This window comes from Parachlamydiales bacterium, from assembly GCA_041671045.1.
Classification (GTDB): Bacteria; Chlamydiota; Chlamydiia; order Chlamydiales; family JABDDJ01; genus JABDDJ01.
Genome location: JBAZCF010000003.1, coordinates 151,787 through 168,343, shown reverse-complemented (window position 1 = coordinate 168,343; position 16,557 = coordinate 151,787). Strand labels below are relative to the sequence as shown.

Below are 16,557 nucleotides of genomic sequence, written 5' to 3'. Positions count from 1 at the left end.
AGTTTTTATATTTATTAAAAACAGGTACTTAATGTCTATTGACTTTTCTAATCTTTCTAGAGCTATTAAAAATAATTCTAACTGGGTTGATACAAATTTCAAACTAATTAGTAAAGATCCTTGGTATACCCGGCTATTTCACCACATTCTTTCAAAAGTAGGACTGTATTCATTTGAAAATATTAAGGCTGCGAACGTTTTAAATGCTTTAGATCACCAAATTCTAGATACCTTTTTTGACATTGATATTAAAAGCTGCCCCACCAAATCGAATTTAGAGGAGATAACTACTTTCCTCCTAACATTTGATCTTGCGACGAAAGGTCTACATAATGCCCACATCCAAACGCTCATCCAAAAAATTGAGCTTTTCAAATACGGCTCATTGCCCACAATGCTTTTTGCAAAAAACTCTTCTGCTAGAGCGAATTTGCCCTGTGAAAAATCAATACAGATGGATGCTCTCGTAACGCAATGGAAGCGGTTCTATCATGTACAAGAGGATAATGATGAGATCGTTAGTGGGATTTTAGAGCTATTTGACCCTAAGATTGTGGATCACCCGGGCCGTAGTGTGTATGTCAATAGTGAAGGCCATATCTACCTTTATGAGAAAAGGGATGACATTACTTATGAATCTTGTTTTAACGGCAGTAAAGCTACAGAAACGCCTGTTGAAAAACCTAAAAGCGGTCCTCAAAGTACCCCATCGTATGAAGCTTTTAAGCAACTGTTAAAAAAAATACACGGTGATAATTATCCTACTTTATCCCTCAGATTCGAGGCAGTTCAGCTAAAAAATTTCATAGGTTTCATCGACAAACTCAAACCCACTCCCGCATTAAATCAATGGGTCATCGGGTGTTTAACGCATCTTCAAAAGAAGGCTGAGAAGCTAGGTGATGCCGGAGTAAAAGAATTTGTTAGTCAAAGTCTTCTGAAATTTCCACCCTTAGCCATCGTAGAAGAGCTTAAAGTTCAAGATACTCCTCCTCCCCCTGTTAAACCTTTGGTAAATGTCACTGAAAGACCCCCCATGCAAGAAGTTGTATCCACAGGAAAAGCAACTGAAATTCAGATCTTTCATACACCTTCTAAGGTAACATTTATCGAAAAAACCAGAGAGCAGGTTGTTGAACAGCTGCAATCGTGGGAACGACATATTGAAACCCTTAAACAAAATAATCAACTTGAACAGCTGGATAGAGACCTCATTATAATGATGGATTCATTTGATGAAGTGGATTTTATCAAAGGGATGATCAACCAATTTTCGGAAGAGGAAACGCAGGATTGGGTCAAACATCTCAAATATTTTGTAGCGACACTTGTTCAAAATCATTACAAATTGCAGCGGCATCCTTTTCCTGCCGGCCATATCGTCAGCACATTAAGATTACTTGAAATGCAACTTCACGCTATTGCTCGCTTTCAAAAAGACAGAGGCACTGGCTATGTACCCTATTTTACAGGAACCTTCATCCCTCATTTTATAGATTCATATCTTTCATTTGAAAATCATGGAAGTGAAGTCTATTTCTTAGCAAACCGGATTCGAAATTATGACACAAGCGGATGGGGCGCTGATTTTGGAGATATTCGAATAAAATCATCTAATCAACGTCCTTCCTATGTTTTTGAGGCGGCTGAATCGTTTCTTTATCTAAAAATGGTCATAGAAGAAAATAAGATACTGCATATCAAAAAACCGACAATTAAAAGCAGTGATGTTACTTCTACAACTCGTATTGAACTACAAGAGAATTCAAAAAAAATTAGAAAGCTCCTTAAAGGACTTACACAGGAGATAGAACTTGTTTGGAGTGATTCAGAAAGCTCTTATATCGTTCAACCACTGGGCCTTTATCTACGTGATGTGGATTTTTATAATCTCAATTCCGACAGTATGACTGAAGGAGCTTTTTCGAACTATAAAACTCAAGGCGCTCCCATCCTTAGCAATGAGTACCGGTGTAGAGTGACAGAATCAAGCCTATCATCCTACGCGAATGGTCAACGTCAATTCACCGGTAATAATCCTACACACGACATCTTATTAGATGACAATTTTAGTTTTCCTGAACAATCTAAAGATTTTAGTTATAAGCTTCAGCTGGCGCAAACGGACAATGATCGTCCACGGATGAATTTACTTTTATTTTCAGCACATCCGACAGCATTGAATGACCCTCAATTGATGAGGATGTTTTATCTTTTCTTCTCTCAGGGGGGCTACGCCGGAGCATTCACATATTATTACGAGCATCCAGAACATATTCCAGAGCTTGTACATCACCTTCAAGAATTAGATCAGCATCAAAAAAAAGGGGCATTTCCTATAGAAGGTTGGGCAGAATTTGTCAGTATGACGAAAGAGCTCCTAGGAAAAATTATTGCTACTTTAGAAAATGAAGAGCCGTCTCGAATCGATGCATGTGAAGAAAGGTTAAAATTTGGACTCGAACAGTCAAAAAAAGTATTTTCTGAAGGTGAGTTTAATCTCAAAGCCTGTGCTCTTGCAGTGGAAACTTTTGATGAGGCGAATAAACTCCAATACTCTCTTTACAAATTCCATGCCCCTCTAGATATCATCTATTGTAGAGATCACCACATCACTCATCAAGCTTCTCAATTGCAAAAAGTTTTATATAGTTATAAAGTGTCTGGGGAATTAACAAAATCAGCAGATGAGTTTGAACAAAAAGCCCAGCCTCTGCGTATTGCCATTGAAAAAAATTTATATAAGTTTCCAGCAGCAAAAGAAGAGCTGGCAAAATTGATTCGCTCGCTTAAAGAGGAACAGAGCAAACTCCTTGCATTTGAAAATAATAGCCACTTAAGACATCTTCGTCAGACATGTGAAGCTTCGATAGCCACTCATGCGTTATCAAACGATTCATTAAAACAACTCCGCGATTATTTATACATCGAGTCTCTCAATCCCTCCCGCTCCAGAACACTGGATGATCGGACATTTATCTTTAAGGCCTATTTTGCTTTTTCCTATAGAAGTGCGGAGAAGTATGCGGAAGATAAACCCCAGATAGGTCGCTTGATCGACAGCTTTGCTAAGGAAATGCTTACAGAATGCAAGAAAAACCCAAGTCTTGTTGACGAGATCATCTCCTACTGCTTTATGAAAAAGAATAATCCCCGCGATTGGATTTTCGAAGAAGAGGGATTCTTAATACAATCAGGCGAAATCAAGCTCAACCTCCGTAGTGCTGACATTGTCCGCCAAGCTCAGTTAAATCAATATATCCCCACACAACATCACAAATTTCTCAAGGGCCTTATTCCTGCGGAATTATTGAAGAAGAAACATGTCTTCTCTTTCGCACGCTCCGAGGAAAAAACTTTTCTCTACCTGAAATTAGAAGGTGTAGAGATATGGTTGCCTTTTTCAAAAGCAAACCAGCCATTCATTGAAATTCACTATAAAAATCCACAAGGAATTTCCGGAAAATATGCGCTCATTCCTAATGCTGAGGAGCAATTTAAGGAATGCCTACCCAAAGATGTCAAAGGCTGCCCTTGCTATATTTCCTCGGATAAAAAAGAGCTTCTTTTCTTAGGAACCAAGGGTGAGGTGCGTTACTCTGCTCATGTCAACACACAAATGGAAATCGTTTCTGTAGAGCAACACTTCCTCTCTGATCTACCTAAGAATGTCATCTTAAATGCTTCAAACGACAAACTTTCTCTTCTTTTACGTATTTGTGATAAGAGCAATCTTATTTTCTTCGGCAGTAAAGACCAGGTGGAAGTGGCTTATGACATGCATTTGGGGCTGACCTTCCAATGGAACACACGTTTAAAAGTGTGGGACTGCTATGAATTCGAAGGGTATTCAACCAGCGCAGACAGCGTAGATCGCCACTATAAAGCGATGAACCAATACTCAATGAGCTCTGTACGAGAAGGGCATACGGTATTCCGTTCCGACTTTGACCGTTATTTACTCCTAAAACATTCTGACTCCCCTTCTAAGATGATCATTCCCCATAACGAGTTTATCTGTGCGGGGGGGAAATACTCGCGTAAACTCATTCCTTTAGACAGCGAAGCAAAATCTAAAGCGCATGTATTTACCATCGATGCAGAAAAAGGGCTTAGTGGATCAACTCCAAGCGATTACTTATATCTGTCATACGTTTATTTAGCCCAAGGCCGCTATGTGGAGGCAAGTCACGCACTGAGCGAGGGCTTCTTACGGATGCAGACGATAGATTCACAAAGTTTGGAAATCTTAAACTGGATAGAGCGATGGGAAGATAAACACCCTAATGCTATCGCATTAAAGTTAGCGATACAGATGTGCTCGCTACAATTAGAGGACAAAGGGTTTCATACGTTGAACTCTTTACTTGCAGCTGAATTCAAAATCAAAAAACTTTTTCAACTTTCTGGAGAGTACCTCTCAAAACAAAATAAGGTGCACCGTCAACTTCAGATTCCCCAGGCCTTTTTGAATGAACGTTTACGCTTCTATGCTCTGCGCTTAGGAGATCTTGAGTATAAAAAGTTTATGACTGCATCCGATATAGATTTTATCTCGAGTTTAGGGGATGAGCCTAAAAAGAAAGCAAAGATCCTAGAGTACGCGTTAAGTCAAGAGATCGAGTCACTGTCCCAAGCAGTTAAGCCGCAACCCGTTGAGAAAAAGTTAACCTCTGAAGAATGCGCAGCGGGAAGTCATCCTGTATACACCTTTGTTAACCCATCAAAATGGCTTGTGAAAGGTGCGGCTTCAGCAGCAAAGTTTGAGGAAGTAGATTCAGTGATTACAGAACTGAAAACTTACTTTGAAGGGAAAGACTCTTATGCTAAGGAGATCATTGATGATGAGATCGTGGACATGGAAATCCACCAATCTGCTACCCAGAAACAAGTTCCTTTAGAATTTAATGCACAGTCTGATTGGAAAGAGATAAGGCAGCAATTTACAGATGCTAAACAGAAAATTGAAGCTAATCTATCAAAACTGAAGCAGCACATCATTGCCAACTTCCAGCTGGACATGAAAGAATCAGCAACAATGCAAGACCTTAAAGAGGTTTCGCCTATTGCAGAGGATCTTTTCCGAAAAGGAAAACAATCAATACAAGAGAGTGAATGGCAAAATCTTGTGGAAAAAGGATTTATCGATAACAAGCAAATTCCTGAGTTAAAACAAAGCTATCACCACTACCTCAAGCTTTGTAGAGAAAACCTACAAATTCAGAAAATATTGAAGCTTGTGGACAAGTGTCAAAGCAATCCTTCTAAAACGGAGGAATTGGCTAAGTTAGGACAGCTTTTAGCAGCCAGATCCCCCTATAATCCAGACACATTCCCTTTTGCAAAGGCTATCCTTCTCATTGAAACTGAGCTAGGGATAATCCTTACCGAAAATCAGTTTGTCCACATTGCGGAGATGATCAATAACCCTAGCTCCTTTAAACAAGAGAAATGGGGTAGCGGAAAAACCACAGTTATAAGAAACATTATCGCCAAAATTCATGCGGATGGCTATAACCTGTCAGGTGTATTAACCGACCAGGCCCTTGTACAAGCACACCATAGATTACTTAAAGAAACTACTGCCAATGCATTTGGTGATGAAGCCTACCTCAATACTTTCTCCCGCGACGTGAAGATCGATAAGTTGACCATCTTAAATGAGCATAGGAAAGTCCTGCAAATTATCCGTGATGGCGGAAGGATGGACCAGACCCTCCATACATTCGTCAGCATGCTGCACTCAAAGACTCTCAGACTTTTAAGGTTAAAGAGTGATGATAAGGAAGCCATCGGACTCATCAAGTCATTGGAGAAGCTGCTTGCCCTCTACCGAGAAAGAGCGGTCTTCGGGAGCGATGAGCTGGATCAAGTCGGCAACCCACACCATTACCATAACTTTGGTGAAGGTAAAATCAAACTCAGCGAGGATATTTATAATCCGGCACTCATTTTGATGCGTCATGTGAAAACAGATCCGCGCTTTGAAACCTTCAGAATCTACTACAGCACCAAGCACACTAAAGCAATGACCGAACAGGAAAGATCGGACCTCCTTAACCTCTTCGCATCCGTCGCTATCGAACAGCTAAACTGCGGAGATCTTAATGAAGAGCTCTTAAAAAGCTACCTCGTCGGCAGTACCGAAAAAAATGTGATCGACTACTTCCATAGCCATCTCAAAACACATGCTAAACATGCCGAAATCATGAGCTACCAAGTCATGATCACGCAAACCATCGGCACAAGCTTCGACCGTGTTTCAGGTGTGAAATTCTGGAGATCTGAAGATGGCATCCGCACAAAACCGTGCCTCTATGCCGGTAAGTGTAATGAGAAAGGAGAAAACTCCTCTATCGAACTGACTGTTTGGGATACATGTGTCGATTACATGCGTAAAGGGGTCGCCCTCCAAGCAATAAAAACTTATGTCAACTTCATGAAGCAAAAAAGCCAAAATGAAATTCTTCTAATGGAAGGTGGAACTATTAATGACACACCTACAGGAGTGAAATTTAAAGCTCATTTTGGCATTAGCCTAAGTGAAGTTGAACCTTCGCACTTTCCGGCTATCCAGCAAACAATCAATGGCAACCTGGAATGGATCATCGATTTCATGGTGGATATCAACTTTGAGGAATATTTCTATAGCACCGGCCGGATTGATGGCCACGCTGCCTACGCCTCGCACTATATGCGCGAACTTTGGGGATCTTCCGGTAACACAGAAAGCGCCCGCGCTATGCCGCATAAAGTCAATCTCCACGCTGACATGTATAGACAAAAAGGCGCCGCAGGCCATGTCTATGTAACATTCATTCAGGAAATGTCAAATCCTGAAACGCAAGTGGAGACCTATGACTATTCCATCCCTTTTGAAGAATATCTGGCAGCACGTTTAAATCCCGGAAGCGCCTATGTAGACGCAGCTCCTTTCTTCGAAGGTTTAAGCAATGAAAGCATTGCCACTAAGCTTGCAGCGCACCTCCCCAAAGATCGTAAAGCACGCTTCCAGGGAGAGGGCGATGATGTGATCATCCAAGGCAACGACGGCAAGCAAGAAAAGGATATTGGCCTCGTCGACCTAAATACCACCAATACCCTATTTCCCAAAAAAGACACGAGAGGAACTAACTTCATCCTTCCGTCGCAAAAGGAAAATGTCATTTCCATCTCCTCCGATACCGATGTCACAACCTTTACTCAGGCGATCATGCGAGACCGCGCATATGGCAAAGGCTCTCGGTTTAGATATATCCAAGACTCGGGCTTCCAACACAAACTTGGGAGAGAAGACCTTAAAGGGCTATCTCGCGCAGCCAAATACCTTATCCTATTTGCGGAAGAAGAAGCTGCCAACCAAAAGAAACTTAACTATATTCTTAACACCCAAGAAATAGCTGTAGCAGGGATACGCACGGTTCAAGCTCTCCTTGAAATGGCTTCTGAAGAGGAGTATTTTGAGCTCTTAACGAAAGCACGAGAAATCCATCCGCAATGGTTCATCAGCCCATCATCACAAGCTCTGGAAAGACGTGCCGCCCCAAGGCAAAAGCAGAGTGGACATAGTGCTGTTGAAGCCCTGAATTTAGAAGAAATAGGAAGACTTGAAAAATTGAAAGAAACCTTAACTCATCCCGTACAGCAGACTTTCCTTAGCGAAGTCATCAAGCGTCTTGAGAAAAAGAATCTCATTCTTAACGCAAAATATCTCCTGGACGAAGTTAGAGGAAGTGAACATGATCAGAACGTCGTGGTTGTCGAAGTAGAATCGGAAGTTACAGGCGAAGTGGAAGCCGACGTCGATATCCAAGTAGAGCAAGAACTTGCAATCGATTCTGAGCAAGCGAACGATACGGAAACTGCTTTTGAACAAGATTTACGCCGTGGCAGGGCTCTTTCAAGATTTGGGGATAATCGTCCTTATAATCCCTCACGACTACAACAATTTCTTATCGATTTAAATCCATGGTATGGTGATGAAAGGGATATTGATGCCTTTGAGGCAAACTTTGCTAACCCCGAAGTATATCCCGGAACAGGTTTAAGGCTATCCCCTACTATGGATATGCATAGATTTCATTCACAATTTCCTGATTTAACAGGTAATTGGATGACTGGAGAAATTGAATCCATTCAAATCTATTATCCCGCTGTCTATCTTTTTGCGGAGGAACACGGTAAAACAGGCGCTCTTCTCGGAAATGCTAGCGATGCAAAATATGCTGACCATGCAAAGAAAAGGGTGACGGGACAATTTAGTCAACCTCTGGAATCCTTTGTGAATTACCACCTCTTTAGCAAGTTGGATATTACAGCATATGATGTACCCAAAAACTGTATTGAGCCATATAAAAGACATATTGCCATGAGTAAGCTTGTCTTCGGATTTGCTCCGCTTAACATGGAGGATAAGGCGATCATCACACAATGGATGAATGTTCAACCTAATAAGCAGGTATTGATCGATAATTTTAGAAAATATTGCGCAAGGCACTGCAGTAAAAACGACAAAATTGATCTGTTAGATCTATTTAATGGTCTTAAGTAAAAAAAGGAGGCGTAAACGCCTCCTTTTTCTTTTCACACCCAAAGCGAATTTCGAAAGAAGTCTACTCTTGCTTTGAATAATATCCTGACCCTTTAAGCTCAATCCCCGATACACCCAGGCATATATCTAAAGGTCCCCCGGGCGTAATAACTCTTACATGCCCCTGAGATTTGTAAATAGAAGCGCACGATAAAGAACCTGTCCCGCACGATCTCGTAAGGCGTTGCACTCCCCTCTCAAAAGTTTTTACAAAGAGTGTTCCATCTCTTTGAATTTGCCAAACATTTAAATTGATACCGAGGGGAAATAGATCTCTCTGCGTATTCAATTCTCGTCCCTGCTTATATAGTTCTTGATCGCTCATTTCACCTTCAAGAGTTAAATGGGGCTCAATCATATTCACAAAGATCCAGGGATATTTAGACCTAAAAGTTTGGGGATCTGCAATAAACTTCGAATCTATTTCAAAAGATGCCGCAGGCAGGTTAATGGAATAGACATCTTCATCATACTTTTGCAAGGGATGCAGCCCGTATGGAGTGATGAGATAATGCTGTTTTGCATGGGGATAGTTGTCAAATAGATAAGCTCCGCAAGCACGCGCGCCGTTACCGCAAAACTCCCCTAATTGCCCATCTTGTCCTAGTACAAGCATCTGCGCAATGAAGGCGCCCTTTTTTTCACTACCATTGACGAGCAATAAAGCATCATCCCTATTTTCAAAAAGGAGGGCTTTTTGCACCTCATTAAGGAGTTTCTGATCTACGCTCTGTTTATCTAGAAAATCGTACAAAATAAACGTGTTTTGATTAGCCTCGGCTAGATAATACTTCATACTTTCAACGCGGTGTTAAGGATAGATATCTTAGTAGATTCATAATATCTGCCAGAAACAGTGAAACTATCGGCGAGGGACTTAGCATATTTTCCGGTGACGGAATACATATCCCTGTATTGAAAGGGATAAAATACCGTGCTGCTTTGCCTGGGTTTATAAGCTTCTTCTGTACCGATTGCTTTAAAATATTTCGATCCTTCTAGAGTGTTCTTTGAGGGTGTTGTAATGGTGTGGCCTAATTTAAGACCATGCATGAAATATTCCGTAAAGCCACAAAAGCCTAGGGCACCTTCGGAAGAATTTAAGTATGTTATTTGATGGTCTTCCAAACCGCCTTGCATAAGAATATCAGTTTTTAAGCTCCCTTCACAAAGCAAATAATCCACTTTAAGCTCTCTTTGAAATAGCTCATGAACTTTTTTAGGATGCCCTGCCAAAAGATATTTCTGAGTGAAAAAGGTTTGTACTACATTTTCGCAATCAGCAATCTCTCCGGCTGGTAAATAACGGGTTATCGGATTTTGAAGATCAAAAACCGCAACTTTGGTTCCTTCCACCTGAGAGGCCTGAAATTGCTTTACAACATCAGTCGCTTCTTGAACTTCTTTTCTTGTGAAGATCTTTTTCACTAAGCTTTTATGGCACACAGCATTTTTGGTAAAAACATCAACAACGGCTCCTGATGAGGGCTTTTGTTCTTCTTTAAAGACAAAAACTTGCTCAGAGCTGCTTTGATTTTGAAGTTTAAAATGGATATGCACTTCATATGCATATTCATTCAGAAATGACACAGTACAATTTGAACCTATGACTTTACCTATAGTCATACATCACCTAAATTTTGTATTTTGTAGATATGCATAAATATTAACTGATAGTGAATATTTATGCAAGTCGCTACTGAAAATCATACAAGAGTTGCTATTTGGATATAAGAGTGTGCAAAGCGAATGAACGTAGGGAAAGGGGTACCTCAAGAATCAAGCCATAAGAGTGGCGGCAGAACTTACGAAGGGGTTATAATGCCTCATTAGCATAATTACCGCTGTAAAGTACTGCTTCATAGTTAGGTATAGGTATGTGGAATTGAGTGAAGCTTTAAAAGTTCTGCATGAAACTAGAATTCATTAGCAATCCATGCTTAGCAACCGCTTAAACGTTTCTATCGATATTCCCTTCTCTGATCAAAGCAATTAGATGAGGGGGTAAATAAGATTTAGATTTAACATAACTAATTTCAGATGCGGTCATCACATGCAAAACATGTTGATAAGTATCTAAGTAGTGGCCTATTAGTAGGCTCTTATCTTTGTTATCTTTGTTAAGACGACTTTTTATTACAATGCTATTCCAATAAAGCATTCGGTTACTATCATGAGGAGCGATAAAAGTGATGCATTTACCGCGAGCAAACTTCATGAAATCCATTCTAATGCGGCCATTGTCCAAGACATCATGTTCTCTAATAGTTCCGTCGATGGCAAAAAGCGCGTTGACCTGACCAGAATTTTTCCTGTAACTCGCTATGTTGATGCGCTCGAAGGCGCATTTTGTACTGCGCTTTACGGCTTTCTGCATGCTAGTATCAAACTCTGCATCATTGTCATCACGATTACATAGAAACTTGCCGTCCCAGCTTAATGAAGGCTGAGGAATATACACTAATTTAACATTCTTTCCTGTTAATCCCTTGTCCCATTTATGGCGTATGTTTTCGGATAAAAGCCCAAAGCCAAAAGAAATGAGAGTCCATAGAAACGCCTTGAAAATATTATTCAAAGGGCTTTTGCATTGCTTCTCATAGCGAATAATTTCATATTCACGTCCGGAAAAAGAAACCGAAGGTTGCTTTGAAGAATTGTAATGCTTCTCATGCACATGAACATTAGCAGCTTCGTTATCGGGTAAAATAATTGTACGCATAAACTTATATATAATATAAAAACAGAATCATACAATAGTTTTTATTTATAAAAAAGTAAACTCAACAACAACTATGATATATAACAAGGATAACTATTGTAAATTTTTTGAGCTCTCCAACAATAGAGTAAAAGTACGCCCCTCCGTCAAAGCAGGCAACCCCGCAAATTGTATAGGTCCCGGAAAACAATATTTATCTTCCTGTACCCAGCTGTCACGTAATTTTGCTAACGTTTTAAACGGAGCATTATTAAGGTCTACCAAAGCTTTTTTTATGACCGGCTTTTGTTTTCCGTGCCTTTCTTCCATTGCCATCATCTTCACAAGAGGAATCCCCCCGCACTGCCATTCGTCTACGGCTTCTGCAAGCCGACTTACTGTGGCAATATACCCCGTAGCTCTCATCTGAATTAGCAGCGCCGCTACGTAACCTAGGGCATTACAATATTGGGAATCAAAATTTGAAGGGTAGCAACTACGTCCTTCATATCCCAAAAAGTGCCCCTGAGCGCTGAACTTTCCTTGAAAAAGACCCTTCTGTTTCCGTTCTTCCAGCTCTTTTTCAACGGCTGTAATAAATAATTTCTCCGTCTCAATCTTAGATACCTGCACATTACCGTGCGGATCACGGTCCATTAATAGCTGCTCTTGAATGGCCTGCGGTATTGATTTAAAACACTGATTGGATGCGTCAGAAAGCAATGTAGATAAAAGAGCCTTTTTATCAGTTGCTGCATCCAGCGCTAGAGCGTGCGGTTTATCCGGTGCTAAAACGGTATTAAGTTCATTGATGAGTAAACGGAATTCCGGAATGAATTCTATAATCCCCTCCGGCAGCAAGATAATGCCGTAGTTTTTCCCTGCTGCAGCGCGCCGGCTGATGACATCGCAGATTTCATCCGTAATATTTTGCAGTGTTTTAGCTTTTTCCAATACTTCCTCCGCAATCACAACATAATTAGGATGAGTCTGCAGTGCGCATTCCAAAGCGATGTGAGAGGCAGAGCGCCCCATTAACCGTATAAAGTGATAGTATTTTTTTGCCGAGAGGGCATCACGTGCAATATTACCGATGATATCGGCAAAGGTTTTGCTTGCCGTATCGAAGCCAAACGAAATTTCGATATGCTCATTTTTCAGGTCGCCATCTATCGTTTTTGGGACGCCAATAACACAGATATTGCGGCCTTTAGATTTAATGAATTCTGCAAGTAACGCCGCATTCGTATTAGAATCATCTCCCCCTATGATAACGATAGCATCTAACTTTAGGTGCTCTGCAGTATAAAGGGCTGCCTCATATTGAGCTGACGTTTCTATTTTAGTCCTGCCTGAACCGATCATATCAAAGCCGCCTTGATTGCGGTACTTTTGGACAAGGTCGTGTGTGATTTCAACATGCTGATCAGAAATCAGACCGGAAGGCCCCCCTAGAAATCCAAAAAGGCGGCTTTCGTGATGCAGATTAACTAAAGCATCAAAAAGGCCGGTGATCACATTATGCCCTCCGGACGCTTGTCCTCCGGAGAAAAGCACCCCTACCCTCTTGGGCGTATGGGCCGGTAAGCCAGACTGAATAGAGAATACAATTTCATCCTGATCCTTGGTCTGGGGGAAAAGACTTAAAATCGAAGGATCGGCTTCATTACCGTCAAGGGCTTTGAAATGGCCGCCGACTTGCCTTAAATGCTCCAAGATGGAGGGTAGCTTAGGCTGATATTGCTGACGCTGGAGTTGTAAAGGGCTGCAAGAGGAATGCACTGACATGGCCATCCATAATAGAAAGTTTTTCAAAAACTCCTAACATTTCATATGTCGGCATATTTTCTCTAGCAAGAAAATTACCTGATGTAGAACTTTTTGTTTGGAAATTCAAACGGCGGCAAGTCCTTGCAATTTTGCATAACTTTCTATTGATAACCTTCTTACGTTTACTGACTGCGAAGCAGTCAGTAAACTATTATTATCTATAGTGTCTGCCTGAACCAATCTAGGGTAGATTCAAAAGCTTCTTCCCTTTCCCAGATATTGCTGAAATCATGATCACTTTCTTTGAGACGGAGAAAATGATTCGGTGCTTGGGCAGCTTCGCGAATTTTGTGATACTCGTCCGCTTGGCTTACGCTGACACGGCCGTCTTTTTCGCCGTGAATATGAAGCAGAGGAATATCATGAAGATGTCCTAATGAGCCTGAAGTATCGGACATGAACAGCTCTTTCCATAGTTGTACGTCCACAATATGACCGTTAACAGTCATAGCTGCATTGTAGTGTTCTTGAGGCAATGTCCCCATTTGCGCCTGTTCCCAGATTTCGCGCCATGGTTCGCCATTAAACACTGCAGACCAAAGTCCTATACTGCAAAATGCTTTCGTCTTTGCTGCAGCATGAACGGCTATAAGCCCTCCGAAAGAACGCCCAAAAATCCCCAAACGCGTGTTGTCAATGCCGGGATAGTGTTGCAAGAAGTGAGAGGCCGCAATAGCATCTTCAACTTGGGAGCTTAATGTGACTTGGCTAAATTCCCCTTCACTGTCACCGCAGCCGCGATAATCAAAGCGCATGCAGGCGATGCCGTTCTCTGCTAACATACGGGCAAGGATGACATAGGCGCGGTAGCGGCCATTTTTATCTCCGCCCAAACCATGGCAGATAAGTACGGCAGGAACTTTCTGTCCTATCAAAGGCATATGCATCATCCCAAAAAGGTTCTGATGGCCGACTTTGAATTGTATGGGATGACGTTCGTCTACCCTGATCACATCACGCTTGATTTCTGTTTCCATGGTTTTAACACTCGGGTACGTTGACAGCAAGGCCGCCTTGAGAAGTCTCTTTATAGATGCTCTTCATGTCTTTGCCGGTCTGCCGCATTGTTGCTATTACTTGATCTAGAGATACACGATGTAACCCATCCCCTGCAAGAGCTAATAATGCTGCATTGATAGCTTTTACCGCTCCCATTGTATTTCTTTCGATGCACGGAATTTGGACAAGGCCTAGGATGGGATCGCAAGTTAACCCTAAATTATGTTCCATTCCGATTTCGGCAGCATTTTCTATCTGCTCATTCGTACCGCCGAGAGCGGCGGTTAATCCGGCAGCGGCCATCGAACACGCTACGCCGACTTCACCCATACAGCCCATTTCAGCAGCAGAGATAGAAGCCCCTTCTTTATAGAGAATGCCTATGGCGCCTGAAACTAGGAAGAAGGTAATGATTCCTTCTTCGTCGATCTCGGGATAATATTTTACAAGATAGTGTAGTACGGCCGGTATAACCCCCGCTGAACCATTTGTAGGGGCAGTGACGACTCTGCCACTGGCGGCATTTTCTTCATTAACCGCTAAAGCCCAAAGACTTACCCATTCCATAACTTCCGCAGGGGATTCTTTGCCTTCTTTTTTGCGTTGCTCCAGGCTTTGCCAAAGTTTTGCTGCACGGCGACGGACATTTAATCCGCCGGGAAGAATTCCTTCTTGATGGCATCCCCTTTCTGTACAGAAACACATCACTTCCCAAATTCTTAAAATCCCTGCATGGATTTCTTCTTGAGTTCTCCAGGTCAGTTCATTGCGGAGCATAAGCTCCTTTATAGAAAAGTTATGGGTACGACAGTGATCCAGCATGGCTTCGGCTGTGGCAAATGGATGGGGTAAAGGGTGATGATGGTCGCCGAGCGTGTCATCTCTCGCAGCTTCGGAATGATCTACAATAAATCCCCCGCCGACAGAATAAAAAACTTTTTCAAGGAGCAACTTGCCATTTATGTCAAACGCGCTGAATCGCATCCCATTGGGATGGTAAGGTAATAGTTTGTCTCCATGAAATAATAAGTCGTCCGCTTCATTGAACGTCATTTCATGTTTCAGAAGTATACTGAGTTTACGGTTGTTACGAATGGAAGATGTAATTTCCGGGACAGCATCGGGATTCACACCTTCGGGAGTGTAACCACTTAATCCCAATAATATTGCGATGTCGGTATTATGACCTTTCCCTGTGAGCGCCAGTGATCCATAAAGTTCTGTTTTAATACGCCCCGTTTCGGACAAAAGTTTTAAGTCATTGAGCTCTAGTGCAAAACGACGAGCTGCGCGCATGGGTCCTACAGTATGCGAGCTAGACGGACCTATTCCGATCGAATAAAGGTCAAATACACTAATAGCCATAAAGAAACTCCGCTAATAATATTATAAGTTTAAAATTGACCTACTATCGTAAGGTGCATAGGGTATAATGTCAAAGTCTCTTTCAACAGTTCAAGCGAAGGCCTTTCTTTAATTTTATTTCTTATTTTATTTTTCTTAATACAACATTTAATTTAATCTCTTAAACTTCTTGAAAAGTGAACTTCTGGAAACAAAAAAACAACGAGAGTTTAAGTATGTTACGTAAAATCTGTTTAGCCTTAATGCTTTGCATGACATTTGTTACCGTCCTTTCCGCTAAAGCGCGATTAGAGTCTTATCCTGCGATCATGCAGCGGGTCTCCACCTTTTATACCTATGAGGGCGATCGCTATAACCAATTTGCAGGTGATGCAACCATCGTATTGAGTGACGGATCTGCTTGGAAGACTCACCCTGAAGACAGCCAAAAACTAAACCGTTTCGTTCCAGGCGATTGGGTGCATGTAGGTGTCCGACCAACCTGGTACTTCTTCAAACGAGAGCATAAATTCGAACTCGTCAACCACAACAATGGCGAAAAAATTCGCGTGATGTTAGCAAGACATGCGTCGCAACCTAAATATGTTGTCGCCTGTGAGAAAATCTATGAGAACACCGAAGCGCCTGATGCAACAACACCTAAAAATAAAAGACCGACACCTTCCGCTAAAAAACTGACCCTTAATGACGGATCTGTTTGGATGCTTAAAGAAAAACTAGGTTATTTCTCCTCGGGCAATACTGTTTGTATAGGAGCGAATTTTGATGAGACCCACTTTGATTCCTTTTACATCATCAATGGCACGCAACGTGAAGCTGTTTACGCACGTGTTAAGCCTGTATTATATTAATTTTAGCAAAACTATCTCTTAGTATAGGAGTTCTACATAACTTTCTATTGACAATTTTCTTATATTTACTGACTGCGAAGCAGTATTTTGCCACGAAGTGGCTACATGATGTTAGCCATGTGTGAATGAGCGAAGCGAAAAACGCATGGAAAGGGTACCCCTAGAATCAAGCCACAAAGTGGCGGCAGATTTAAGATTAGGCTAGAATGAATCACTAATGT

Annotated in this window: 8 protein-coding genes; 2 read left to right on the top strand and 6 right to left on the bottom strand. The window is 41.5% G+C overall.

The genetic code is table 11. The annotated features are described in order from the left end of the window. Positions 1-31 precede the first annotated feature (31 nt). Positions 32-8,551 carry a DUF3638 domain-containing protein gene (locus WC222_05240; protein ID MFA6915780.1) on the top strand — a complete coding sequence of 2,840 codons (8,520 nt, stop codon included), beginning with the start codon at positions 32-34 and terminating at the stop codon, positions 8,549-8,551. 61 nt (positions 8,552-8,612) lie between these two features. Here WC222_05240 and WC222_05235 read toward each other — a convergent pair whose 3' ends face one another. From WC222_05235 to WC222_05210, 6 genes are all read right to left on the bottom strand, one after another. Further along, entirely contained in the window at positions 8,613-9,386 is a 774-nt protein-coding gene (locus tag WC222_05235) for a hypothetical protein (GenBank protein MFA6915779.1), read from the bottom strand. Then, positions 9,383-10,216 (bottom strand): hypothetical protein, encoded by an 834-nt coding sequence (locus WC222_05230; protein MFA6915778.1) that lies wholly within the window; start codon positions 10,214-10,216, stop codon positions 9,383-9,385. Before WC222_05230 ends, WC222_05235 begins: the two co-directional genes overlap by 4 nt. Positions 10,217-10,541: 325 nt before the next feature. Beyond that, positions 10,542-11,312 (bottom strand): hypothetical protein, encoded by a 771-nt coding sequence (locus WC222_05225; GenBank protein MFA6915777.1) that lies wholly within the window; start codon positions 11,310-11,312, stop codon positions 10,542-10,544. A gap of 93 nt (positions 11,313-11,405) precedes the next feature. Continuing rightward, positions 11,406-13,079, bottom strand: a complete 1,674-nt coding sequence (locus tag WC222_05220) for a diphosphate--fructose-6-phosphate 1-phosphotransferase (protein MFA6915776.1) — start codon at positions 13,077-13,079, stop codon at positions 11,406-11,408. A 200-nt stretch (positions 13,080-13,279) separates the two neighbouring features. Then, positions 13,280-14,098: an alpha/beta fold hydrolase gene (locus tag WC222_05215; GenBank protein ID MFA6915775.1), complete on the bottom strand. Its 819-nt coding sequence runs from the start codon at positions 14,096-14,098 to the stop codon at positions 13,280-13,282. Between the two features lie 4 nt (positions 14,099-14,102). After that, positions 14,103-15,485, bottom strand: coding sequence for an L-serine ammonia-lyase (locus WC222_05210; protein ID MFA6915774.1), 1,383 nt, complete (start codon positions 15,483-15,485; stop codon positions 14,103-14,105). 215 nt (positions 15,486-15,700) lie between these two features. Here WC222_05210 and WC222_05205 point away from each other — a divergent pair, with 215 nt between their 5' ends. Beyond that, a complete protein-coding gene (locus tag WC222_05205; protein ID MFA6915773.1) occupies positions 15,701-16,336 on the top strand; it encodes a hypothetical protein in 636 nt (211 codons plus the stop codon). Positions 16,337-16,557: the final 221 nt, after the last annotated feature.

Coding starts and splice junctions, on each gene's coding strand:
- WC222_05240 (MFA6915780.1), top strand. CDS start 32: ATGTCTATTGACTTTTCTAATCTTTCTAGAGCTATTAAAAATAATTCT.
- WC222_05235 (MFA6915779.1), bottom strand. CDS start 9,386: ATGAAGTATTATCTAGCCGAGGCTAATCAAAACACGTTTATTTTGTAC.
- WC222_05230 (MFA6915778.1), bottom strand. CDS start 10,216: ATGACTATAGGTAAAGTCATAGGTTCAAATTGTACTGTGTCATTTCTG.
- WC222_05225 (MFA6915777.1), bottom strand. CDS start 11,312: ATGCGTACAATTATTTTACCCGATAACGAAGCTGCTAATGTTCATGTG.
- WC222_05220 (MFA6915776.1), bottom strand. CDS start 13,079: ATGTCAGTGCATTCCTCTTGCAGCCCTTTACAACTCCAGCGTCAGCAA.
- WC222_05215 (MFA6915775.1), bottom strand. CDS start 14,098: ATGGAAACAGAAATCAAGCGTGATGTGATCAGGGTAGACGAACGTCAT.
- WC222_05210 (MFA6915774.1), bottom strand. CDS start 15,485: ATGGCTATTAGTGTATTTGACCTTTATTCGATCGGAATAGGTCCGTCT.
- WC222_05205 (MFA6915773.1), top strand. CDS start 15,701: ATGTTACGTAAAATCTGTTTAGCCTTAATGCTTTGCATGACATTTGTT.